Consider the following 22,067-nt stretch of genomic DNA (forward strand, 5'->3'; position numbering starts at 1 on the left):
TGTGAGCGCAAGCTAATGTTATGAGTTAGCGATTTCCAGCGGTTGTTTCTGATCGGCCGTGCGCTCGAACCGGGTGCCGAACTGACGCCCGAGACATCCACACCTATGGCAGCGGCTATACCTGACTGTCCCGAACGCTTTGGCAGGAGCCGCCGGACTTGCAGGGCTGATGCGCAGAGCGGAGGCCTGGAAGGCGTCTTGGTGGTCGGCTTGACCATTCAGGAGGCCGGCGACATTGTGGATGGCGAGTTGCTGTTCGCCAGTCCATAACGGTCGTGTGGGAATGGATTTTCGCAACGCCATCGATGAATCGCTGGCCTGGGCCAGCCGATGGTTCGACTACGCCGTCACGCCGTGGTTTTTCTATCAGGCCGCAATCATCGTCGTGCTCTTCCTCGTCGCGAAGCTTGCGGCGCAGCGCATCGAACCGCTCGTGGAGAACCGGGCACGCCAGATAAAGGGCCATCCCGGACTGTTGAGGGTCGTGGTTGCCCTGTTGCGGCGCACCGACTGGATCCTGTTCACGGTCTTCCTGCTTGCCGCGCTCTTTCTCATGCGCGCCGTCACCTGGCCAAGCCGGAGCCATTTCATCACTATCGCGCTCTCGCTATCCCTCGCGTGGCTGTTCGCGTCGGTGCTGTCGCGCATCATCCGCAACCGCTTTGTCGCGCGGGCTCTCGCCTGGCTCACCTGGATCTATGCGGCCCTCGTCATCCTGGGCATCGATGACGACACCGCGGCTTTCCTGGACAGCCTCGCAATACCTTTGGGCGCGGTTCGCCTTTCGGCGCTCATGGTGCTGAAAGCGGCGCTGCTGCTGATCGCCACGGTTTGGCTTTCGGTGGTCGTCGGCAAATATATCGATGAGCGCGTCCGGATCTCCGAAGAGCTGACACCCTCGATCCGCGTCCTCGTCGGCAAGGTCGCAAAGGTCGGCCTTGTGCTGGTCGCGGGTGCCATCGCCCTGTCTTCCGTCGGTCTCGACCTGACGGCTCTGACGATATTCTCCGGCGCCGTCGGCGTCGGCCTGGCTTTCGGGCTGCAAAAGGTCGTTTCAAATTTCGTCTCCGGCATGATCATCCTTCTCGACAAGTCGATCAAACCGGGCGACACCATTTCGCTCGAAGGCACCTTCGGCTGGGTACGCGAATTGCGGGCGCGATTTGTCTCGGTGGTGACGCGCGACGGCCGCGAATACCTGATCCCGAACGAAGACTTCATCACCCAAAGGGTCATCAACTGGTCGTTCAGCGATAACCTTGTGCGGCTCGACGTCAATTTCGGGGTCTCTTACGATGCCGACCCGCATAAGGTCAGTGAACTGGCGATAGCGGCCGCCACGAGCGTCGGCCGGGTCGAAGCGGGCCGGCGGCCGGTCTGCTGGCTCACGGACTTCGGCGACTCCTCGCTCAATTTCGTCCTGCGCTTCTGGATCCACGATCCGCAGCAAGGCCTCACCAACGTGCGCGGCAGGGTGCTGCTGGCGCTGTGGGACACCTTTAGGGAAAACGGCATAGACATCCCCTATCCGCATCGCGAGATCATCATGAAGCCGGACGGGCGCGTTGGGACATCACGCGGGCGCTGATGGGGCAGGGTGCAGCAGGGTCGCGGCGCCGAAGCTGAGAGCGGCCTTTTCGTCCGTGCCATCGCAACGCCGCTTATTCCCTTCAAGCCTCGGCTCCAATGCTGTATCCAGCCCCGAATTCAAGGAGCCCCTCGATGACCTCACATCTCGCCGACGCCAGCATGGTTGTCGATGCAGCCGGCATGCCGGCCGATGACGACGCCGCGTGGCAGGACGATGTTCGCGCGGGCGTGCGGCATGTGCGCGATCTGGATTCGCTGCCACTGTCGCCAGCCGAGCGCGCGGCGGCCCAAGCCGCGGCCACGCGCCACAAGGTTCGCATCCCAAAAACCTATCTCGATCTGATCGACTGGAACGATCCCGCCGATCCCATCCGGGCGCAGGTCATTCCTTCGGCCAACGAATTGGCAGAGCAGGAAGGCGAGCTCGACGATCCGATCGCCGATCATGCCTTCAGTCCGGTGCCGCGATTGACGCATCGCCATGCCGACCGGGTTCTCTTGTTTCCGACCTATCAATGCGCGGTCTATTGCCGGTTCTGTTTTCGTAAGGAGTCGCTGACCTCGATCGGCCGGGGTTTTTCGCGCGAGGCGATGGAGCCGGCCTTCGCCTATATCGAGGCCCATCCCGAAATCCGCGAGGTGATCCTGACCGGCGGCGACCCGCTGTCGCTGCCGGACAAGGCGCTGGCCGAAATTCACGCCCGCATCGAGGCGGTTCCGCATGTGCGGCTCTTACGCATCCACACGCGCGTGCCCGTCGCTCTGCCCTCGCGTGTCACACCAGGGCTGGTTCGCTCTCTGCAGGGCCGGCTGATGGTCACGGTCGTCACCCATTTCAACCACGCGCGTGAAATCACTGATGCCGCCGAGCAGGCCTGCCGCACGTTGCGGCAGGCTGGCTTCGTGCTGCTCAACCAGAGCGTTCTGCTGAAAGGCGTCAATGACACGGTCGAGGTGCTGGAGGAGCTGTGCCGGGAGCTGATGTACCGCCTCGGCGTCAAGCCCTATTACCTGCACCACGGCGATCTCGCGCGCGGCATGGCGCATCGGCGCACGACGATCGCCGAGGGCCAGGCGCTGGCCAGCGCCTTGCGCGCGCGCCTGTCGGGCATCTGCAACCCCGTCTATGTGCTGGACCTGCCGGATGGCGGAGGCAAGGTGCCGCTTGGCCCGTCCTATGTCGAGGCGCAGGACGGTGAGAGCTGGCGGATTCGCGGGCAGGATGGGGAGGTGAGGGCGTACATGGAGATTGTCGGCGATCTTTGAAAGCTTGGGTTCCTCGCCCCGTAAAGCGGGGAGAGGTGGCTCGGCGAAACCGAGACGGAGAGGGGCCTTCCCTTGAGCGCGAAAGCTCCTGCCGGCGCGCCTCGTTGGAACCGGATCCAATGCCTCGCATTTTAGAGATGACGGGAGGAGCGCAGGGTGAAAGCTCTATCGGCGGTACTTGGCGGCTTCATGCTGACGCTGGCGGTTTTCGCCAGCGGATTGGCCTTCGCTGTCTGGCTTCTTATCGCCGAGCCGGTGCGCCAGGTCGCCCCGACCTCGAGTGTCGCCGAACTGTGGCCGAGGGAGCCGCGGAAGGTAGCCCCTGCCTCGCAGCGCCTTGAGCGCCTTCCCGCCCGGCCCGCCCGCGAGATCCCGGTTGATCGCACCTCGAAACCCGCCGACACCGCAGCTTCGGCGCTCGACTCCACCGTCACCGGCTCTCTCCAGCCGCCAGCGGACGAGCAGCAGGCGGTGCCTGCCGGCCATGCAGAATGGTGCGCAAGCCGCTACCGCTCCTACAGGCCAAGCGACGACCACTACACGTCCTACAGCGGAGAGCAGCGCCCCTGCATCTCGCCCTATCTCGATGCGGGCGCTGCCGACCGCACCGCACAGCCTCCCGACGATGGCGCCAGCTATGTCGAGGCGAGCGACACGTTGCCAATGGACGGCTACGTTCCGTCGCAGGAAGCCGGCGCCGCCTGGCTTCCGCCCGACCACGTGCAATATTGCTTCAGCCGCTACCGCTCCTATCGGCCGGAAGACAACAGCTATCAGCCCTATTCCGGCGGCCCGCGCAGGCAGTGCGAGTAGGCAGGGCGGGCTGGCGGCCGCAGTGCATGGCGCATTCTGCGACTCCACCCAACGATCACGCAGATTTCTTGGATCGTTCGGGTTGGCGCGGCGTTCATCCGATACCCAAAGGAGGAATCAACATGGGCGACGACCGGGAAGACAAGATTCGTGAGCGCGCATACCAGATCTGGGAACGTGAAGGCCGGATCCATGGCGATCCCGAGCGGCACTGGCACCGGGCCGAGGCCGAGATCGACAGGGAGGCAGCCCTGCCGCTGACGGCAGGCGATGCCCTGCCGGAAACCCGCGAGGTCGCGAGCTCCGACGTGTTGACGGTGGAGGCCCTCGCGATACGCACCGGCATATCGGGCGAACAGGCGCAGGAGCTGATCGACAGCCTGGGCAACGACCGGGCGGCGATCGAGCAAGCCGCGCGCAACCTCAAGGGGAAGCAGCAGCTCGGGGAGTGACAGGATGATCAGAAAACTCAAAGACGGAAAATACCGCCTCTATTCGCGCAAGAAGGACGAAAAGACCGGCAAGCGCCGCAATCTCGGCACCTTCGATACCCGCGAGGCCGCCGAGAAGCACGAACGCGAGGTGCAGTATTTCAAGAGGCATTGAGGCGGCGTTGGTGGCCGGTGCCCGCCAAGCAGTTGCGCGGCATGCCTGGCGGAACCTGAATCCAGCCCGCAACAAGCCGTCGCGAAGCCATTACCGCTCCCACAGGCAAGGGACGACCACTATACATCCTGCAGCGGAGAGCAGCGCCCCTGCATCTCGCCCTATCTCGATGCGGGCGCTGCGCCGACCGCGCCGCACAGCCTCCCGACGATGGCGCCAGCTATGTCGAGGCGAGCGACACGTTGCCAATGGATGGCTACGTTCCGTCGCAGGAAGCCGGCGCCGCCGGCTTCCGCCCGACCACGTGCAATATTGCTTCAGCCGCTACCGCTCCTATCGGCCGGAAGACAATTCCTACCAGCCTATTCCGGCGGCCCGCGCAGGCAGTGCGAGTGTGAGCTGAGCGGCGCCTCGCGCGTCTTCAAACACGTGCTGGACCTTCCGGAAGGCGGAGGGAAGGTGCCGCTCCGGTCCGTCCCATGTCGAGATGCAGGAGGGGGAGAGCTGGCGCTTTCGGGGTTTGATGGTCGGGCATATACGGAGATTGTTCGGGATTCTTGAAAGCCTGGGTTCCTCGGCTCTGAGCAGTGTCAATATAAGTATTGACAGATCAGGCCTCTCTGTATATATATACCTTGACGATTTGATTATTGCGTCAATATACGAGTTTGCAATGAGCGTTAAACAGGCTGTTCGGGAGCAGTACCAGGCGACGGTGAATCTCGCCCAGGGCGGCAATATTCATATACCCCCGGAAGGTTGGATCCGTACGGTGCGCAAGGCGCTCGGCATGTCTGGCGCGCAGCTTGCGCGGCGGATGGGGGTGACGCGCGCCCGCATCGCGCAGGCGGAACGGGCCGAGCTCAATGGCGGCATCACGCTGAAGTCCATGCAGGCCACCGCCGAAGCCATGGGCTGCCGCTTCGTCTATGCCTTCGAGCCACCCGATGACATCGAGAACGTCGTCATCGCGCAGGCTCGAAAAAAGGCGAGGGCGATCGTCGGCGTGGCAGGCAGGCACATGGCAATGGAGGACCAGACCGTGTCGGACCGCCGGACGGAGCGGGAAGTATCGCGCCTCATGCGCGAGCTTATGTACGAAATGCCGCTCGATTTCTGGCAGGACAAGTGACATTAGGCATGGCGGTCAAGCTCGGCAGCTTCGAGGCTCGGATTGTCAGAAACGGACCTTTAGGCTCCTTGGCGAAGCGGACTCTTGAACGCAGGACCCAGGCACGATTCCGCGTTGCAGCCTTCCGCATGCCGTAATCACTTGCGGCCGAGGAGTATGAAACGTGCGGTGCCCCCCCGCCGCAGCGACAGCCTTCGCTATTCCTTCTTGTCGACCAGCGCCCGTAGTGCCGAGACGTCATGCAGCAATAACCTGCTGCCGCGCTTTTCGATCAGGCCTCTCTTGGCGAGGTCGCTCATTTCGCGCGAGACCGCTTCCCTGTGCGTGCTCATCGTCGCCGCCAGCTCGGAATGCGTCGGTGCCGGGCTTATGGACACCTCGCCGTCCACGAGTGCGGCTTTCTCCGCCCGATGCAGGAGCTCGACGATCAGCCGTTTTCGCACGACCAGAGTGCTGTATTCGAATACCCGCTCGGTCATGCGCCGGAGCTGGGCAGACAGATGCTCAAGCAGCACCCAGGCAAAAGTCGGGTGGGTCATCACGATATCCCGGAATGCTGTGCCGGACAGCCGTGCAGCGCGGGTTGCCTCCAGTGCGACTACGCTGGCAGAGCGTGCAATCCCGTCAATGCCTCCGAGCTCCCCGAAAATGTCACCCGGTTCGACATCGCGATACGCTATCTCCCTGCCGTCCGCTGAAACCAGTGTCACGCGAGCCCGTCCTTCGAGCAGGAAGAAGACATCGCGACCAGTGTCGCCGTGGGAAATGATTAGCTCGTTGTGTCGATAGCTGCGCTCGTGCCACCGTTTGGTCAGCGCGGCGAGGTCGGCATCGCAAAGTCTTGAGATGAAGGCCAGAGAGCCTGTCACAACGGTCTCTTGTTCAATCAAGTGTACTTCACCTTACTCCCTATCCAAGGAAATTTGATGGCCGCAGGCCCCGCTTTCCGGGATGCAAACTGGGAGCGGATTTCGCCAATGTTTTCCCGGTGTGGGAATTCCCACAGCCGAGCCTGGTTCGACTGTCATATCCTTGTTGCAACGTCAGGCCCGCCGGCTCGTGTGCAAGCCGGCGAAGGGAAAGGGAACAGTCATGAAATTCTTGGCTCCCGTCACAAAATTTGCTGCGGGGTTTCGCAAATTCGTCGCGCCGCGCTACCGCCCGGAGCTTTATTACATGCGTGGCCCGGGGCCAGCCACCGCGCGCCGTATGGGCACGCCGCGGCAAAACCAATCCATCGACCACTACGCCTAACTTGCCTCGCGGACGGCTGACGCTCTCGCCCGGAGTGCCGTTCGCGCCGTTCCGTACCGGTCAATTCAGATCAATGAAGGGACGATCTGATCATGGTTATAATTCATGCTGCCGCCATTGGTCCATTTCGCAGGTGGTTACGCCTCCGCGCCGAGCGAAAAGCTCTCTTGTCGGCAACGGACCAGTTGAGCCGTTTACCCGATGACGTTCTTGGCGACATCCGCATCTCACGTGACGAAATCATATGCGCTTTGCGAAGCCGCGCATGCGGAGGCAGGCGCGGCCGGCACGACGATCGAGCGCACTAGGATCGCTTCGGCCTCGATCCCGAAACGGTTGGCCGCCGGCAGTGGCTACGCCTCGGCCGAGATCCCCTTTGGCTGGTCCACGCGCGATCGAGCCTTACATCGCGGCTTCGACAAGCAGCGGCGCGCGGACGGGACCTTCGAACGGCACTACACCTGCGACCCCAAGGACGCTCGGCACCGTGCTGATCGCAATCAGTCCGGCTTCATTGTCGGCTTCTGACGCTCAGGACCTCGCGTTCGCTCACGCTGACATGCCAGTCAAACAGCTGAATGACGTCTATTTGGATTGCGAACGGGGAGGCCGCCGGTGCGCTGGGGACGGAAGACGTGATGTACTGTTCGATGCGCGAGTTCCGACTAGGCGCGCGATAGCAGTTTGCGCATAATCAACGATGCATGGCCTTCTGTACCGTGCGACGCGGTCCTGCGATCGACCACTTCGAACCATGTTTGCGGTAAAAGGCCATTGCCCGGTCGTTTCCCTCGAGCACTTCGAGTGCGATGCTGGGGATGCCGGAATGGGCGGCATGACGTCGCCGGCTTCATTCATCTTAGCCATCGCGTAGCCGGCAATCGAGCCGTCTGGCCGTTCTGCCACGAACGACATTTTGTTGGTGTCTGTCAGTTCCGCCGCAATCCGCTGCAGCGTGTGATCTTCATCCGAAATCCGGGCCGCGGTCTCGGCACCCATGATTTGGCGAGTACGTCCTGCGCCAAGACTCTCCAATGAGCCGCGATACCGACGGCACGTCCTGCTCAGTCATGGCTCTGATTTGCGTCATCGATAACGTCCCCTGCCGGTCAATTATAGCGTTGCCGGACGGGCCGCTCAAATTCGGAGCGGCGGCCTACCGCCGCTTCATCGCATGGGGGTCACGCCGTTCCCTTGCACCTACCATCAGGCATGGTCCGCAGGTCGACTCCTACCGATGAGCTAACGTCCGCTCTGGAGAAGCACCGCGAATGTCTGAACATGGCGCTAAGCCGACCTTCGAACGGCACGATTGAACACGCGCCCTGCTACCGTCATCTCTGAGCGCTTAACGCGTCGCCCGGCGCGCTCCCTCCACCGCGTCCAGCCGCTCCTGCAAGTGCCCATTAAGCACAATCATTCCTTGAGCGCCTTCACCGCATCGCCCTTGTGCTGGGCAATGAACTTGTCGGCTATGGTTTGAAGGGCAGCTTCCTGGCGGCTGTCCAGCGTCACGATGTGGTCCATGGCGATGCCTCCACTAGTTTCTGTTCAAATTGAACAAAACGGGAACAAAAATGTCAAGAGCGAATTGACTCTGCGAGGAATGCCTTCCTATTTGTCAGTAGGTGGGGCGGTTGCTCACAAATTGGGAGAGCCGCGATGGGCAGACGAAAAAGCCGGTTTGACAGGCTGTCGGCGAGGGATGCGGAGGCGATCATCAGGGACGCGCTGAGCCTGCGCAAGACGGTGCTTTCGTCGCAATTGAATCTGAAGGCGCATGGCGAGCTGTATTGGCAGCTTTGCGGGCTTGTCGAAAAATTGCATGAGGTGATGGCCAGCGTAGCGGAGAAGGAGCCCGATTTCCGGATGCCGAATCTTGGCCTGCTCCCGCTTCCCGAGGATTATTTGACCCGGAAATGAGCCATGGCCGGGCCGATGGACAGCGTTGGGCGTGCCGCGAAGGCCAACATGCTGCTCATCGTGGAATGCGGCCACTGCTACCATGTCGGGCGCTTCCGGGCGAATGATGTCGCGCAGGTAGTGGGTTGGAACAAGCCACTGGAAGCCATCCGGTTCAAGTGCAAACGATGCAGCCGAACGGACACGACGGTGAAGACCCAGTTCATCGACCAGGACCATCCGCCGAAGGGCTACATCTGGGTGCTGCAGAAGTTCAAACTTTAGAACAGCGAGCCCTGCGCCGGTGGCGGCGGCGCCTGCGGCGCAAACTTGATCTGCGTCGCCGGCTTCTCGACGATCACCAGCGCGTCGTCGGGTGCCGTGCGCTGCAGGTGCCTGGCCTCCGACCACGGCGCGGTCAGCCAGGTCTCGGTTTCCTCCTGCGTTGTCAGGATGACGGGCATCGCCTTCTCGTGGATCGGCGCGATCAGGGCGTTTGGCTTGGTGGTCAGAAAACCGTAGAGCTCGAAGTCGCCGGGGCCGTCCTTGACCTTGCGCACGCCTTGCCAGTGCGTCCACAGGCCGGCGAAGAAAAACAGCGGCCGCTCCTCGCTCAGCGCGAACCAGTAGTTCCTCTGGATACCGGTATCCGGGTCCTTGTCGCCCGGCGTCGGGCTCGGTTCGGCGAAGCTGGTGAGCGGCACCACGCAGCGGTTCTCGACGCCGAGATATTGCTGCCAGTGGCCGTATTGCGGGTTGCGGATGTTGGTGGTGCCGTAGTCGGCCTTGCCCTTCACCCGCTCAATCGGCGTCGGCATGCCCCACAGCAGGTTGGCCAGCTCGCGCGTCCCGTCCGGCGCGTTGCGCACCACCGGGCCGGGCTGGTTGGGGTAGATGTCGATGGAGGGTTCGAGATTGCCAAGAATGTCGCGCAGGGCGCGGGTCCACTGGCGGATCGCCTCCTGGCTGGTGGTGATGTTGTAGAGGTTGCACATGTCGAACCCTCAGGGATGTCCAGGCATCTTGTGGGAAAGGGCAGGCAATTTCCAGCGCTGTCGCTCGGCTGCTGACACGCTATCCCAGCCACCACGACAGCGCCGCGATCACCGCCGCCACACCGGCGATCGACCGCGCCGGAAGAAGACTACCGTGCGCAGCGGCGAACCACGGGCTCCGCTCACGCAACGCACGCCGATTCCGCGCGTTTACCCATTAGAGGAGCATGGCGGATGTGACGGCCGGTCTCATGCGCTCACAATCGGAGGCAAACCATGATGTCAAAGTTCAAAGAAGCCCTTGATCGCGGGAAGGAAGCCCGCCGTGAGCAAGAGGGGAAGGTCGGCAATGAGAAGGCCGAGGGGGTGGACTTCGGCGCACAAGCCAGGGCCTGGCTAAACGACGTCGTGGTTGCGTCGTTGCAGGCGGCCCAAGCCGACGTGACGGGCGAGGTGACCGTCGACATTGACACCGCGCCAGGCCGCCAAGCCAAAGCGTCAACACCGTCTATTCGGTTCCAAGTCTACAGGAAGCGGGGAATTGAGGGGGAGGAGGTAGTCAGAAGGACGTTCACGGTAGACGTTCATCTGAGTGGGGAAGTGTCAGTCTCTTCGCCCGGGATCGTGGCGAGAGAAGTGGGAAACATAGGGGATAGGACTGACGAGCGGTTCTCTAGCTTGCTAGCGGAACTGATCGAGGAGGCAGCTAAGGACACTTAGCCAGCAAGGTGTCGAGGAAGGGCAGGCAATTTCCAGCGCTGTCCGCAAGGCTGCTGACACCGCCAAGTCTGTCAGTAACAGCTTTCCAGATGCCGCAAACACCCCCTCCGTTAACCTTTCGTTAACCATGGCTGGCTAGCGTTTACCTATCAGTAAGGAATCGCTGTCCGTGACCTTCGCCGCCCCCGTCGAGACCAAATCCATTCGCTTTCGCGCCCGCTCGTTCGTCGCCTTCACGCTGACGCCGGAGGCGCCGCTTTCGGAGTGGCTGGAGAGCCTTGATCGCTGGATCGGCAACTCGCCGGGCTATTTTGTCGGCCGGCCGGTGGTGCTTAATCTCAACACGTTGAAGCCCGAGGTCAGACAGATCGAAGCGCTGGTTGCTGAGCTTGGCCTGCGCGGCATCCGCATCTATGCCATCGAGCTCGACGGCAACACCGCACTCGAGTCCAATCTGCCGCCAGTGCTGATCGGCGCCAAGGAGGCCACCGCCGGGCTGCTCATGCAGGCCGACAGCAAGGGCAGGCCGGAAGAGATTGGCAGGGCGGAAGAAGGCAGGCCGGAACAGGGCAAGCAGCCAGAAGACAGGCAGCCGGAAGCGCCGGCCACGCTTATGGTCAAGACGCCGATCCGCTCGGGCCAGTCGGTCTTTCATGCGCATGGCGATGTCATCGTGCTGGGCTCCGTCGCCTCCGGTTCGGAGATCGTCGCCGCCGGTTCCATCCATGTCTACGGCACGCTGCGCGGGCGCGCGTCGGCCGGTGTGCTCGGCCATTCGGCGGCGCGCATCTTCTGCCGCAAAAACGAGGCCGAGCTGCTGTCGGTCGACGGCTGGTATTGCACCGCCGAGGAGATGGAGCCGTCCTTGCGCGGCAAAGCGGTCCAGGCCTTTCTCGAAAAAGACACGCTGCGCATCGCGCCGTTCAACTGACGATCCCAACAACAATAATGGAGGCATATATGGGCAAGGTAGTGGTGGTCACCTCAGGCAAAGGGGGCGTCGGCAAGACGACCTCGACGGCCGCCCTTGGTGCCGCGGTCGCGAGAACCGGCAAGAAGGTGGCCCTGGTCGACTTCGACGTCGGCTTGAGGAATCTCGACCTGATCATGGGCGCCGAGCGGCGGGTGGTGTTCGACCTGGTCAACGTCATCCAGGGAACGGCCAAGCTCTCGCAGGCGCTGATCCGCGACAAGCGGGTCGAGACGCTGTTCCTGCTGCCGGCCTCGCAGACGCGCGACAAGGATGCGCTGACCGAGGAGGGCGTGGGCGAGGTGATCGACAAGCTGCGCTCGGTGTTCGACTATGTCTTCTGCGACAGCCCGGCCGGCATCGAGCGCGGCGCGCAGCTTGCCATGCGCTTTGCCGACGAGGCGGTCATCGTCACCAACCCGGAAGTCAGCTCGGTGCGCGATTCCGATCGCATCATCGGCCTGCTCGATGCCAGAACCGTCAAGGCCGAGCGGGGCGAGCAGATCGCCAAGCATGTGCTGGTGACGCGGTATGATGCCGCCCGCGCGGCGCGCGGCGAAATGCTCTCGATCGACGACGTTCTGGAGATCCTGTCGACGCCGCTGCTGGGCATCATTCCCGAGAGCCAGGACGTGCTCAGGGCCTCCAACCTCGGTTCGCCGGTGACGCTCAGCGATCCCACCAATTCCGCCGCCCGCGCCTATATCGAGGCGGCCAAACGGCTCGAAGGCGAGGAGCTGCCGGTCGTCGTGCCGTTCGAGCGCAAGGGCTTTCTCGACCGACTTTTTGGAAGGAGGGCAGCATGAACCTGTTGGACCTTTTCAAGCGGCGCGGCAGCGCGCCGGTGGCGCGCGAGCGGCTGCAGGTGCTGCTCGCCTATGAGCGCCGCAGCCGCAGCCAGCCCGATCTCGTCTCCATCTTGCGCGAGGAGATCATGGCCGTCATCGCCAGGCATGTGCAGATCGACCAGGATTATCTGCAGGTCTCGATGGAGCGCGGCGAGACGATGTCGACGCTGGATATCGACATCCAGATTCCCAACAAGAGCGCAAGGCCATTGGCGATGTCGGCCTGAGCGGCAGTGTTGCGCCTGTAGTAATTTTTGACGCCGGCGGGACAGTACCCCCCTCTGTCCTGCCGGACATCTCCCCCTCAAGGGGGAGATCAGCAGCCTCAGCGCTCCGCTCACCTCTGCAACGCTTGAGATTGGCGAAAGCGGCTGAGCGCGCAATCTCCCCCCTTGAGGGGGAGATGTCCGGTAGGACAGAGGGGGGCGCTGTCCCGGCAGCGTCTATCAGAGTCTTTGCTTGCCCCACCCAACCACCCCTCGCTGCCTCACGACAGGCAAGCCCATTGGTCCTATCTCCGCCGCATGCCGTCGCGCATAGCCCGGCGGCAGGGGAGGACCAACCACCGTGACGTCGATGCCGGTTATCAAACCTGTTTCTGCACCCCTGCCCATCGCCGCGCTGCTCGGCGCCATGGTGTCGATTCAGATCGGCGCGGCATTCGCCAAGGGCCTGTTTCCGCTGGTCGGCGCGCAGGGCACGACGGCGCTGCGGCTGGTCGTCGGCGCGCTGATGTTGGCAGCGGTGCTGCGGCCCTGGCGGGTGCGGCCGTCCAAAGCCGTCTGGCCGTGGCTGATCGCCTATGGGGTGACGCTCGCCGCGCTCAATCTTTTGTTCTATGCGGCGCTCAAGACGATCCCGCTCGGCATCGCGGTGGCGCTCGAATTTACCGGCCCGCTTCTGGTCGCGACGCTATCGTCGCGGCGCGGCAGCGACTTCGCCTGGGTGGCGCTTGCCGTCGCCGGCATCGTGCTGCTGTCGCCCCTCGTCCATTCGCGCCAGGCGCTCGATCCGACCGGCGTGATGCTGGCGCTGGCGGCCGGCGGCTTCTGGGCACTCTACATCGTGTTCGCGCAGAAGGCGGGCGCGGAACTTGGCGGCCAGACCACGGCTTACGGCCTGGCAATCGCCGCGGTGCTTGCGCTGCCGTTCGGCGTGGCCGAGGCGGGGCCGGCGCTGGTCGCGCCGTCGATCCTGGCCGGCGCCCTGCTGGTCGGGCTGTTTTCCAGCGCCCTGCCGTTCTGGCTGGAGATGGTGGCGCTGACCAGGATGCCCGCCAGGCTCTACGGCACGCTGACCTGCCTGGAGCCGGCGCTGGGCGCGCTGGCGGGGTTCCTGTTCCTGCACGAGATCCTGACCGGACTGCAATGCCTGGGGGTAGCCGCCGTCATAGCCGCTGCCTTCGGCGCCACCATGACGAACAAGCCGCCGGTGCCTTCGCCCGAATAGGGCCGATTGGCCGGTGATCGGACAGCACGGTTGCTGCCTGTCTATCCCAGCCACCACCAAAGCCCAGCCAGCACCGCCACCATCCCCGCGATCGACAGACCGAGCATCATATACGATCCCTTGATGACGTCGCGGATCACCTTCTTGACGCTTTCGCGGTCATTGAGGTTCGGGAACGGCTCCTGCGGTTCCGCCACGCCGAGAAAGCGGCACAGCGGCCCCCAGCCTTCGGTCACCGTGAACACCAGAAGTTTTTCCGGCGGCACTGCGGCCTTCACCTCCTCGGTGTAGGCGTTGTAGCGCGCGATTGCCCGCTCGCGGTCGTTCATCACGCCGGCCAGCACGCGACCCCAGATCAGCTTGCGCGACATGTCGCCGAATTTCCGGCCGAACGGCGTCAGCCACTCCAAAATCTTGAACTGCCAGAGATTTTCGGTGAAGTAGATCGTATCGATCGTACTGTCGTACCAGCCTTCGGCGCCGCGCGGGTGAAGCGTCAGCAGCACCTTGGCATCGGGATAGGCGGCCAACAATTCCCGCCACACGCAGCAGCCGGGATTGTCGACCGTCGCCGTGTAGTTGGCAAACGCTCGGTCCCAGTCGTGCGGCGTGCCGGGCTTGCTGTTCGCCACCTTGCGCCAGAAGGCGAGGTGGCCCTTGTTGGCCTTGTTGAGGATCACTTCCTGCATGTGATAGCAGGGAAAGCCGAGCCTGTTCAGCGCGGCAAAGGTCGACCATGTGCCCGTGCGTCCGAATCCCGCGCCGATTACCTTGAGCGCCATGTTCCCCATCCCTCCCATGGACTGATATTCTTATTTTATGTCAGTCCGTAGGGCCTACGTTGCGCCCGGAGTGTCCGGCGCGCAACAAATTTCCATCATGTCCTCCCGTTACAGGTCGTCTCTTTTTGAATGGACCAGCGATAGCCAAGGTAGAGCCTCAACCAAAGATTGCGTTAAATATGTGCACACTTCTGTTCCATTTGCCACTTGCGCAACCATTGAAAGGGTGAAAACGTTGGTCTGGGGTAAATGGGCAAGGGGGGTCGTCGCGGCTGTTGCAAGCCCGGGACGGCCTTGAAAAGCAATGAATTTTCCACAGTTCCTGGTGGGGATGACCACTGCGTCACTCGTCGTGGCGCTCTCGACTTTTTTGGCAACCGGTTCAATCTGGAAGGCGCTGGGCTGGACAGTCCTGACCCTGATCGTTTTGCAGGTTGGATATTTTGTGTTCGTCGTCCGGCTGATCTATAGAACCGGGCGAAAGACACACAGGTGATCCGCGACCCGTGAGTGCTGGACCATCGAGACGGTATCCGGTTTTACGACGTGTCGAGATTCGACGCCAATCCGGCTGAATATCTATATGCTTAGATCATGATGTTCCCGAAATAGACATTATGGTCTAAGCCTTTTGAAAGCGGACTTGTTCGGTTCTGGGAATGTGCATTGGACGTTCCGTTACTTTAGTCAATCAGTATATATTTCCGAATACATATGCCTGGGATTGGGCAGCGCGGAAGCCTGCCTGCGGCTTGTGCAATCCTGATCCGCCGTCGAGACGTGGCGGGTTGAAGCTGCCGATCTCCCCCGGGGAGATCGGCGCGTCATCCGCTCAGCTCCGTCGCTCTGCTCACTCCGCCGCCAGCTTGTCCTGCGTGTTGGTGTCGAAATCGCTGGCGTCGTGGCGCTCGTGCAGCTGCATCGCCGGCTCGCCGAAGGCGCGGTTGACCATGCGGCCGCGCTGCACAGCCGGCCGCGCGTCGATCGCGTTGGCCCAGCGCTGCACGTGTCTGTATTCCGCGACCGACAGGAACTCGCCGGCGTCATTGTACATGCGGCCCTTGGCCAGCCCGCCATACCAGGGCCACACGGCTATATCGGCAATCGTGTAGTCATCGCCGCCGAGATATTCGCTTTCAGCGAGGCGCCGGTCGAGCACGTCCATCTGGCGCTTGGTCTCCATGGCGAAGCGGTCGATGGCATATTCGATCTTTTCCGGCGCATAGGCGTAGAAATGGCCGAAGCCGCCGCCGAGATAGGGCGCCGAGCCCATCTGCCAGAACAGCCATGACAGGGTTTCGGCGCGCGCCGGCTGCTCGGTCGGCAGGAATTCGCCGAATTTTTCGGCCAGATGCACCAGGATCGAGCCGGATTCGAAGACGCGGATCGGCTTTGGCCCGCTGCGGTCCATCAGCGCCGGGATTTTTGAGTTGGGATTGACCTCGACGAAGCCGCTGCCGAACTGGTCGCCGTCGTTAATCCTGATCAGCCAGGCGTCATATTCGGCGCTTTTGTGGCCGAGCGCCAGGAGCTCCTCCAGCATGATCGTCACCTTGACGCCATTCGGTGTCGCCAGCGAATAGAGCTGCAGCGGATGCTTGCCGACCGGCAGCTCCTTGTCATGCGTCGGGCCGGCGATCGGCCGGTTGATGCTGGCGAAGGCGCCGCCATTTTCCTTGTTCCAGGTCCATACTTTCGGCGGTGTGTATTGGTTCATCTCGGGAGGCCTTTGTTGGGAGGGCTTGGGAAGATCACTAGCGCGGTAGAAGCGGGAGGTTGGATAGGACAGGGTTCAGCTCAACGCAGGGTACAGATAGTGCGGGCTGCGGATAGTTCAACTTGTGTTGAACTATCGTCGATGCCGCACGTCCTCCTTCTCCCGCAGCTGCGGGAGAAGGGATCACGGATGCCCTTGCGCCTCGTCACGTGCGCCATACCTATAGAGGATATCGGGCCTTTGGCGGCCGCCATGAATATTGCCGGGATTGAGAGCATGACCATCGATACGATTTTGCGGTCCATCGTGGCGGTGCGCGCCTCGATCCCCGACGACGCCTTCACCGCGAATGCGCTGGGCACGAGCCGGGAGGGCAGCGGCGTGGTCATTCGCGACGACGGTCTGGTGCTCACCATCGGCTATCTCATCACCGAGGCGGAAGAAGTCTGGCTGACCGATCATAACGGGCGCGTGGTTCCCGCGCACGCGCTCGCCTACGACCAGGAATCGGGCTTCGGCTTGGTGCAGGCGCTGGCCCCGCTCGGCCTGCCCGCGGTGGCTTTCGGCGATGCGGCCAAGGCGATGGCCGGCGATCCCGTCGTGCTGGCCGACGGCATCGGCCAGTCGGTCAGCGCGCACATCGTCACCAAGCAGGAATTCGCCGGCTATTGGGAGTACCTCCTGGACGAGGCGATCTTCACCGCGCCCGCCCATCCGTCATGGGGAGGTGCGGCACTCATCGGGCAGGACGGCAGACTGCTCGGCATCGGTTCGCTGCGGCTGCAAATGAGCCGCGCCGGCGAGATCGCCGATATCAACATGGTGGTGCCGATCGACCTTCTGCCGCCCATCCTCGACGATCTCCTGACACGCGGCCAAGTTGCCAAGCCACCGCGCCCCTGGCTTGGCGCCTTCTCCGCCGAAAGCAATGGCGAGGTCGTGGTGATGAGCGTCGCCGAAGGCAGCCCGGCCGCCGAAGCCGGCCTGCGCCAGGGCGACATCATCTCGGATGTGCGCGACGGCGAAGTCGATGGGCTCGCCGATTTCTACCGCAAGCTATGGCAGAATCCGGCAGGCGCCGAGATCCCGTTGCGGGTGGTGCGCGACGGCCGCGAAACCTGGCTGCGCGTCAAGTCGGCCGACCGCAACAGCTTTCTCAAAAAACCGCAGCTGCAGTGAAGCAGTCAATACGGGTCACTGATGCATCCAAGACTGCTCAAGACGTTCCTCGCGGTTGCGCGGTGCCGAAACATCACGCGCGCCGCGGAGGAGATCCGCCTCGCGCAATCGAGCGTGAGCGATCAGATCCAGACGCTTGAAGCCGAGCTTGGCACGGCCCTGTTCACGCGGTCGAAGCAGGGCCTGCAACTGACGCCGGCGGGCGTCACGCTGAAATCCTATGCCGTGGACATTCTGATGCTGATCGAACAGGCACGGGCGGCCGTGGACGTGACCGCCGGACACGCCGCCGGATCGGTGACGATCGGCGCGCTGGAGACGATCGCCTCGGCGAAGCTGGCGCAATGGCTCCCGGATTTCCAGGCCGCCCATCCCGACGTCGATCTTCGGCTGAAGGTCGCGGGCAGCGGTGATCTCGTGCGCAAGCTGGAAGATGGCGAGATCGACGTCGCCTTCTGCTTCGACAGGGACGGTTTCGAGAAGGTCGACGAACGCCTCGCCAGACGGACGCTATCGGCGGAACCATTGATCCTTGTCGTTCCTCCTGAGGGGGCAGCGATGAGAGGCGATCTGACGGCGCTCGGCAAAATGAGCTTCGTCGTCACCGAAGCTGGATGCATCTATCGGCACCTGTTCGACAAGGCTTTTGCCGAGGCAGGCCTTGCATCGCCGAGGCTTGCCGCCGAAGTCGGCAGCATCGGCACGATCGCGCGCCTGGTGGCGGCTGGGGCCGGCCTTGGTCTGGTGCCGCGCCTGGCCGTGGTCGCGGCGCTCGATCGTGGCGAGGTCATCGAAATGCCCTGGCCGGGCCCGGTCCGCACGGCGTCGATTGCCATGATCTGGCGCCGCAGGCGGGTGCAGCCGCCAGCCTTGAAACTGCTGCTGGCGGCCGCGGGCGACAATTTCGCGCCGGCTATACCAGCCGATGCCCGCCCTCGACATGCAGTGTCGTCCCTGTCGTGAAAGCGTTGCCCATCAAGAAGCAAATAGCGTCGGCGATGTCGTCGGGTTGTCCGACCCGTCCAACCGGCAGCCTTTCTGCCATCGCGTTCAGCGTGTCGTCCTTCTTGTCACCGGCAACGAAGGTCCAGATCGGCGTGTCGACCCAGCCCGGCGAGACCGCGTTGACGCGGATGGGCGCCAGCTCGATGGCGAGCGCCCGCACGAGCCCCTCCAGCGCCGCATTGACCGCGGCGACGACCGAGCCCCGCGCCGCCGGCCGATAGGCCGCGATGCCTGATGTGAAGGTGATCGAGCCCGTGGCCGAAAGCATCGGCGCGCCATGTTTGGCCAGCAGCAGCGGCCCATAGAATTTGCTTTCCACCACCCTCTGCGCCGCCTTCAGCTCGAGCGCAGGCAACAGCTCATAGGCGCCTTCGATATCGGCTGCTGTGCTGACGATATGGTCGAGCCGGCCGATCCGCCTGAACAAAGCGGCGACCTGATCCTCCCGGGTGATGTCGACCGCGACCGTGTCCAGCGCGGCGGGGTTGCCCAGTTGCTCGCGGGCGCGCTTCAGCCTGTCCTCGTTGCGCCCGGCAATGACAACCTCGGCGCCAGCCTCGAGACTCTGCCTTGCCAGCGCCAGACCCATCCCCGAACTGCCGCCGACGACCAGAACTTTCCTGTTTGCCATATCCGCCATCCTTCGCTTCCACAGACGATCACTTGGTCAGGGAAGTCGCAGGTCTGGGCTCGAAGCGGAAACGGAAGAAAACGATAGTGCTATCGGAAAATCCGATGGTGCGGCGTGCCTCACTCGCCGCAGGCGCTGAAGCCTATTCCGGGGCTCCACTCCGAAAAGGCAATGACCTTGCCTTCCACCGCCACGGTCTTCTGCTTTGTGGTGCCATCGGGCTGCATCTTGCTGCTTTTGCCCTTGCCGGTCAAAACGTTGTAGTCGCAGTCGCTTGCGACATTGTCCTCAAGATAATCGTGATAGTCATAGGCAAAGCCGGCGACGATGAAGGCGTCATTGCGGTAAGCGAGCGTCAGCGTCGTGTTGGTCCGTTTGCTGCCGACCGGCATTGCCGGCAGGTATAGGTTGATCGAGCCGTTGGGCAGCGTGGACAGCTCCGGCTCGGTGTCGGAAGCCCCGTAGCCCGGCCGGTCGTAACCGTTCCACTCTCCGTAGATCTGCTCACGCACGATGCCGGCAGGTTTGAGAAAATTGGCCTCGCGGTCCCTAAGGAAGAAATACATGTCCATCGGGTCGCCGGGCTTGGTCTCGACGATCATCACCAGATCGACGGCGCCGTCGCCGTTCCAGTCGCCGGTCAGCGCGGTGATGATCTTCTGGGTTTCGATCGGTTCCGCCAGGGCCATGGTCGGCAGCAACAGCATCAGGCCGAACAGCATCGCTCGCATGGCAACATATCCCCCAATTGAAGCCCGCCGTTTCCAGAGCCGGGCCATGGCCGGTTCTGGACACAAGATTACTACATCACGATGGGAAGAACCGCCATGGGCGCCGAGGGACGCGTGATGCGTGGGGAGACGGGCGTCAGCGACGTCGGCGGGACAGCGCCCCCTCTGTCCTGCCGGACATCTCCCCCACAAGGAGGGAGATTGGCTGTCACTTCGGCTTTCGCCAATCACCAGCGCTGGAAGGCGGGCGGGACGGTGAGGCTGCCAATCTCCAAGTGGGGGAGATGTCCGGCAGGACAGAGGAGGGGCGCGAAGGAACGCGGCCCCTGCGCAAAAGTAGCCGGCGGCCCCGGCACGATCACGCCTGGCCCGATTTCCCATCCTCGCCAAAAATCCCGATCACCCAGTCGATGAACACCCGCACGCGCGGCGCGAGCTGGCGGTTTTGCGGGTAGAGCGCCGACAGCGGCGTCGGCGACGGCGGATAGTCCGGCAGCACCTCGACCAGCGTGCCGCGCGCGAAATCCTGCGCGAAGCGGTAGTGCGGCGCTTGCACGAGGCCGAAGCCGAGGCGGGCGAGTTCCGCCATCGTGTCGGAGCCGTTGACCGTCACCCGGCTCGGAAGCGTGACGGTGCGCAGCTCGCCCGCGACGGTGAATTCGAGCGGCATCACCTCGCCGGTCCGCGACGAGCGGAAGCCGACCATCGCATGGCCTCCGAGATCGTCGGGTGTGGCCGGCACGCCGTGCCTCTCCAGGTAGACCGGACTGGCGCAGGTGACTTCGCGCAGCGTCGCCACTCTCCGCACGATCATGCCGCTGTCGGCCTGTTCGCCGGAGCGCAGCACGCAATCGACGCCTTCGCGCACCAGGTCGACCAGCCGGTCGCCGTCGCCGATATGCAGGTCGATCCGGGGATAACGATCGAGGAATTCGGCGAGCCGCGGCAGGATGAAATGACGGGCCATGAAGCCGTGCACGTCGATCCTGAGCAACCCTTGCGGCTGCGCCGCCTGGAAGCCGGCCTCGGCATCCTCAATATCGGCCAGGATGGCGAGGCAGCGCTGGTAATAGGCCTGGCCGTCGAGGGTAGGGGCGACGTGGCGTGTGGTGCGCTCGAGAAGCCTGACGCCTAGCCGCGCCTCCAGCTCCTTGATCGCCTCGGTGGCGGTCGATCGCGACATCGAGAGATCGGCCGCCGCCGCGGTGAAGCTGCCGCGCTCGATCACACGAGATAGAAGGCGCATCCGGTCGAGACTGTCCATCGCTATTGTTCGCCACATCCGAATGGTGTTGGCAAGACCCGAGCAATTATCCCGGCAAATTTATCACCTACCTTCAGTCCACAAGAATTGGAGATCTGACATGGCTACACAAAATGGAAGAGCGGCGCTGGTGACCGGCGCCTCGAAGGGAATCGGTGCCGAAATCGCCAGGCGGCTGGCGCTCGACGGCTTTTCGGTCGTCGTCAATTACGCCAGAGGCGCTGAAGCCGCCGACAGCGTGGTGCGCGAGATCGAGGCGGCGGGCGGCGTGGCAATCGCCGTCCAGGCCGATGTCGGCGATCCCAAGGGCGTGGCGCGTTTGTTCGACGCTGGCGAGCAGGCCTTCGGCGGGCTCGACGTGCTGGTCAACAATGCCGGGATCATGAAACTTACGCCGCTCGCTGGGATGGACGACGCGGATTTCGACCGGCAGATCGCGGTGAACCTCGGCGGCGTGTTTCGCGGCATGCGCGAAGGCGCCAGGCGGCTTCGCGACGGCGGCCGCATCATCAGCTTCTCGTCCAGCGTCGTCGGGCTCTACCAGCCGAGCTACGGCGTCTATGCCGCGACCAAGGCCGGCGTCGAGGCGATGACGCATGTGCTGGCTAAGGAGCTTGGGACGCGCGGCATCACCGTCAATGTCGTGGCGCCGGGGCCGGTGGCGACCGAGCTGTTCCTCGACGGCAAGTCCGAGGCGCTGGTCGAGACGATCACCAAGATGATCCCGCTCGGTCGGCTCGGCCAGCCCGCCGACATCGCCGGCGTCGTGTCGTTCCTCGCCGGTCCGGACGGCGGCTGGGTCAACGGCCAGGTGCTGCGCGCCAATGGCGGCACAGTCTGATTTTTTCCGCAACAACCACAGGGAATTGACATCATGCCGTTTGCAAACTTCAAGGTGCCGGAGCGCGCTCTGTCCGCCGGGCAGAAGGAGGACCTCGTCCACAAGACCACAGCCCTTTTCGTCGAGATGTTCGGCGAAGGCGTGCGCCCCTACACGATGGTGCTGATCGAGGAGGTCGCCGATGGCGGCTACGGCCGCGCCGACGAGGTGTTCACGATTCCCGGGGATTAGGGGCGGCCTGACCCGCCAAGCGCAAAGGAGGTGTTGTTGGATAGTGTCGACGGCCGAGGGACAGCCCCCCTCTGTCCTGCCGGACATCTCCCCCGCAAGGGGGAGATTGGATGTCGTTACAGCTTTCGCCAATCTCCGACG

The 22,067-nt window shown here is 63.3% G+C and carries 26 protein-coding genes and 1 pseudogene; 20 read left to right on the forward strand and 7 right to left on the reverse strand.

The window, feature by feature from the left end:
- The first annotated feature begins 283 nt into the window (after nucleotides 1–283).
- The 7 genes and pseudogenes from EJ075_RS21950 to EJ075_RS21985 all read left to right on the forward strand — a co-directional run bounded on the left by EJ075_RS21950 (nucleotide 284) and on the right by EJ075_RS21985 (nucleotide 5,407).
- Nucleotides 284–1,588, forward strand: coding sequence for a mechanosensitive ion channel domain-containing protein (locus EJ075_RS21950; RefSeq protein WP_126105723.1), 1,305 nt, complete (start codon nucleotides 284–286; stop codon nucleotides 1,586–1,588).
- A gap of 161 nt (nucleotides 1,589–1,749) precedes the next feature.
- Nucleotides 1,750–2,856: a KamA family radical SAM protein gene (locus EJ075_RS21955; protein WP_126107415.1), complete on the forward strand. Its 1,107-nt coding sequence runs from the start codon at nucleotides 1,750–1,752 to the stop codon at nucleotides 2,854–2,856.
- A 156-nt stretch (nucleotides 2,857–3,012) separates the two neighbouring features.
- Nucleotides 3,013–3,669: a BA14K family protein gene (locus tag EJ075_RS21960; protein ID WP_126105724.1), complete on the forward strand. Its 657-nt coding sequence runs from the start codon at nucleotides 3,013–3,015 to the stop codon at nucleotides 3,667–3,669.
- A 122-nt stretch (nucleotides 3,670–3,791) separates the two neighbouring features.
- A complete protein-coding gene (locus EJ075_RS21965; RefSeq protein WP_126105725.1) occupies nucleotides 3,792–4,121 on the forward strand; it encodes a DUF2934 domain-containing protein in 330 nt (109 codons plus the stop codon).
- 4 nt (nucleotides 4,122–4,125) lie between these two features.
- Nucleotides 4,126–4,275, forward strand: a complete 150-nt coding sequence (locus EJ075_RS21970; RefSeq protein WP_023677295.1) for a hypothetical protein — start codon at nucleotides 4,126–4,128, stop codon at nucleotides 4,273–4,275.
- Between the two features lie 286 nt (nucleotides 4,276–4,561).
- Nucleotides 4,562–4,668, forward strand: a pseudogene (locus tag EJ075_RS21975) (BA14K family protein); the annotation flags it as partial.
- Between the two features lie 280 nt (nucleotides 4,669–4,948).
- Nucleotides 4,949–5,407, forward strand: coding sequence for a mobile mystery protein A (locus EJ075_RS21985; RefSeq protein ID WP_095482728.1), 459 nt, complete (start codon nucleotides 4,949–4,951; stop codon nucleotides 5,405–5,407).
- 197 nt (nucleotides 5,408–5,604) lie between these two features.
- Here EJ075_RS21985 and EJ075_RS21990 read toward each other — a convergent pair whose 3' ends face one another.
- The gene (locus EJ075_RS21990; RefSeq protein WP_095482857.1) at nucleotides 5,605–6,276 is read right to left on the reverse strand and encodes a Crp/Fnr family transcriptional regulator; all 672 of its coding nucleotides are present in this window, start codon (nucleotides 6,274–6,276) and stop codon (nucleotides 5,605–5,607) included.
- Between the two features lie 223 nt (nucleotides 6,277–6,499).
- Between EJ075_RS21990 and EJ075_RS33230 the strand changes: the two genes are divergently transcribed.
- The 4 genes from EJ075_RS33230 (at nucleotide 6,500) to EJ075_RS22015 (ending at nucleotide 8,848) form a co-directional block, all read left to right on the forward strand.
- A complete protein-coding gene (locus EJ075_RS33230) occupies nucleotides 6,500–6,661 on the forward strand; it encodes a hypothetical protein (RefSeq protein WP_164547162.1) in 162 nt (53 codons plus the stop codon).
- A gap of 231 nt (nucleotides 6,662–6,892) precedes the next feature.
- A complete protein-coding gene (locus EJ075_RS21995) occupies nucleotides 6,893–7,189 on the forward strand; it encodes a hypothetical protein (RefSeq protein WP_126105726.1) in 297 nt (98 codons plus the stop codon).
- 1,134 nt (nucleotides 7,190–8,323) lie between these two features.
- Nucleotides 8,324–8,584 (forward strand): hypothetical protein, encoded by a 261-nt coding sequence (locus EJ075_RS22010; protein ID WP_126105727.1) that lies wholly within the window; start codon nucleotides 8,324–8,326, stop codon nucleotides 8,582–8,584.
- Nucleotides 8,585–8,587: 3 nt separating this feature from the next.
- The gene (locus EJ075_RS22015; RefSeq protein ID WP_126105728.1) at nucleotides 8,588–8,848 is read left to right on the forward strand and encodes a hypothetical protein; all 261 of its coding nucleotides are present in this window, start codon (nucleotides 8,588–8,590) and stop codon (nucleotides 8,846–8,848) included.
- On the opposite strand, the gene EJ075_RS22020 is transcribed toward EJ075_RS22015, so the two are convergent.
- Nucleotides 8,845–9,558 carry an SOS response-associated peptidase gene (locus EJ075_RS22020; protein WP_126105729.1) on the reverse strand — a complete coding sequence of 238 codons (714 nt, stop codon included), beginning with the start codon at nucleotides 9,556–9,558 and terminating at the stop codon, nucleotides 8,845–8,847. The two genes, EJ075_RS22015 and EJ075_RS22020, sit on opposite strands and share 4 nt — an antisense overlap.
- A gap of 276 nt (nucleotides 9,559–9,834) precedes the next feature.
- Here EJ075_RS22020 and EJ075_RS22025 point away from each other — a divergent pair, with 276 nt between their 5' ends.
- The 5 genes from EJ075_RS22025 (at nucleotide 9,835) to EJ075_RS22050 (ending at nucleotide 13,545) form a co-directional block, all read left to right on the forward strand.
- A complete protein-coding gene (locus EJ075_RS22025; protein WP_126105730.1) occupies nucleotides 9,835–10,278 on the forward strand; it encodes a hypothetical protein in 444 nt (147 codons plus the stop codon).
- 169 nt (nucleotides 10,279–10,447) lie between these two features.
- On the forward strand, nucleotides 10,448–11,209 hold the full coding sequence (gene minC, locus EJ075_RS22030) for a septum site-determining protein MinC (protein ID WP_126105731.1): 762 nt from the start codon (nucleotides 10,448–10,450) through the stop codon (nucleotides 11,207–11,209).
- Between the two features lie 29 nt (nucleotides 11,210–11,238).
- Complete coding sequence (gene minD, locus EJ075_RS22035) at nucleotides 11,239–12,054, forward strand: septum site-determining protein MinD (protein WP_095482856.1); 816 nt, start codon at nucleotides 11,239–11,241, stop codon at nucleotides 12,052–12,054.
- Nucleotides 12,051–12,323 carry a cell division topological specificity factor MinE gene (minE, locus tag EJ075_RS22040; RefSeq protein ID WP_095482719.1) on the forward strand — a complete coding sequence of 91 codons (273 nt, stop codon included), beginning with the start codon at nucleotides 12,051–12,053 and terminating at the stop codon, nucleotides 12,321–12,323. The genes minD and minE overlap by 4 nt, the downstream gene beginning before the upstream one ends.
- 340 nt (nucleotides 12,324–12,663) lie before the next feature.
- Nucleotides 12,664–13,545 (forward strand): DMT family transporter, encoded by an 882-nt coding sequence (locus tag EJ075_RS22050; protein ID WP_126105732.1) that lies wholly within the window; start codon nucleotides 12,664–12,666, stop codon nucleotides 13,543–13,545.
- Nucleotides 13,546–13,586: 41 nt separating this feature from the next.
- On the opposite strand, the gene EJ075_RS22055 is transcribed toward EJ075_RS22050, so the two are convergent.
- Nucleotides 13,587–14,327: a sulfotransferase family protein gene (locus EJ075_RS22055; RefSeq protein ID WP_126105733.1), complete on the reverse strand. Its 741-nt coding sequence runs from the start codon at nucleotides 14,325–14,327 to the stop codon at nucleotides 13,587–13,589.
- Between the two features lie 850 nt (nucleotides 14,328–15,177).
- Entirely contained in the window at nucleotides 15,178–16,044 is an 867-nt protein-coding gene (gene yghU / locus EJ075_RS22065; RefSeq protein WP_126105734.1) for a glutathione-dependent disulfide-bond oxidoreductase, read from the reverse strand.
- 276 nt (nucleotides 16,045–16,320) lie between these two features.
- On the opposite strand from yghU, the gene EJ075_RS22070 reads away from it, so the two are divergent.
- Nucleotides 16,321–17,223: a S1C family serine protease gene (locus EJ075_RS22070; RefSeq protein WP_126105735.1), complete on the forward strand. Its 903-nt coding sequence runs from the start codon at nucleotides 16,321–16,323 to the stop codon at nucleotides 17,221–17,223.
- A 21-nt stretch (nucleotides 17,224–17,244) separates the two neighbouring features.
- Nucleotides 17,245–18,186: a LysR family transcriptional regulator gene (locus EJ075_RS22075; protein ID WP_126105736.1), complete on the forward strand. Its 942-nt coding sequence runs from the start codon at nucleotides 17,245–17,247 to the stop codon at nucleotides 18,184–18,186.
- Here EJ075_RS22075 and EJ075_RS22080 read toward each other — a convergent pair.
- The 3 genes from EJ075_RS22080 to EJ075_RS22095 form a co-directional block, all read right to left on the reverse strand.
- Nucleotides 18,137–18,868: an SDR family oxidoreductase gene (locus EJ075_RS22080; RefSeq protein ID WP_126105737.1), complete on the reverse strand. Its 732-nt coding sequence runs from the start codon at nucleotides 18,866–18,868 to the stop codon at nucleotides 18,137–18,139. The genes EJ075_RS22075 and EJ075_RS22080 overlap by 50 nt on opposite strands.
- 110 nt (nucleotides 18,869–18,978) lie before the next feature.
- Nucleotides 18,979–19,590 carry a hypothetical protein gene (locus tag EJ075_RS22085; RefSeq protein ID WP_126105738.1) on the reverse strand — a complete coding sequence of 204 codons (612 nt, stop codon included), beginning with the start codon at nucleotides 19,588–19,590 and terminating at the stop codon, nucleotides 18,979–18,981.
- Nucleotides 19,591–19,948: 358 nt separating this feature from the next.
- Nucleotides 19,949–20,854, reverse strand: coding sequence for a LysR family transcriptional regulator (locus EJ075_RS22095; protein WP_126105739.1), 906 nt, complete (start codon nucleotides 20,852–20,854; stop codon nucleotides 19,949–19,951).
- A 100-nt stretch (nucleotides 20,855–20,954) separates the two neighbouring features.
- Here EJ075_RS22095 and EJ075_RS22100 point away from each other — a divergent pair, with 100 nt between their 5' ends.
- Both EJ075_RS22100 and EJ075_RS22105 read left to right on the forward strand, forming a co-directional pair.
- Nucleotides 20,955–21,695, forward strand: a complete 741-nt coding sequence (locus EJ075_RS22100) for an SDR family oxidoreductase (RefSeq protein WP_126105740.1) — start codon at nucleotides 20,955–20,957, stop codon at nucleotides 21,693–21,695.
- 33 nt (nucleotides 21,696–21,728) lie between these two features.
- Entirely contained in the window at nucleotides 21,729–21,926 is a 198-nt protein-coding gene (locus EJ075_RS22105) for a 4-oxalocrotonate tautomerase family protein (RefSeq protein ID WP_126105741.1), read from the forward strand.
- Nucleotides 21,927–22,067 lie beyond the last annotated feature (141 nt).

This window comes from Mesorhizobium sp. M6A.T.Cr.TU.016.01.1.1, assembly GCF_003952585.1.
GTDB classification, from domain to species: domain Bacteria; phylum Pseudomonadota; class Alphaproteobacteria; order Rhizobiales; family Rhizobiaceae; genus Mesorhizobium; species Mesorhizobium mediterraneum.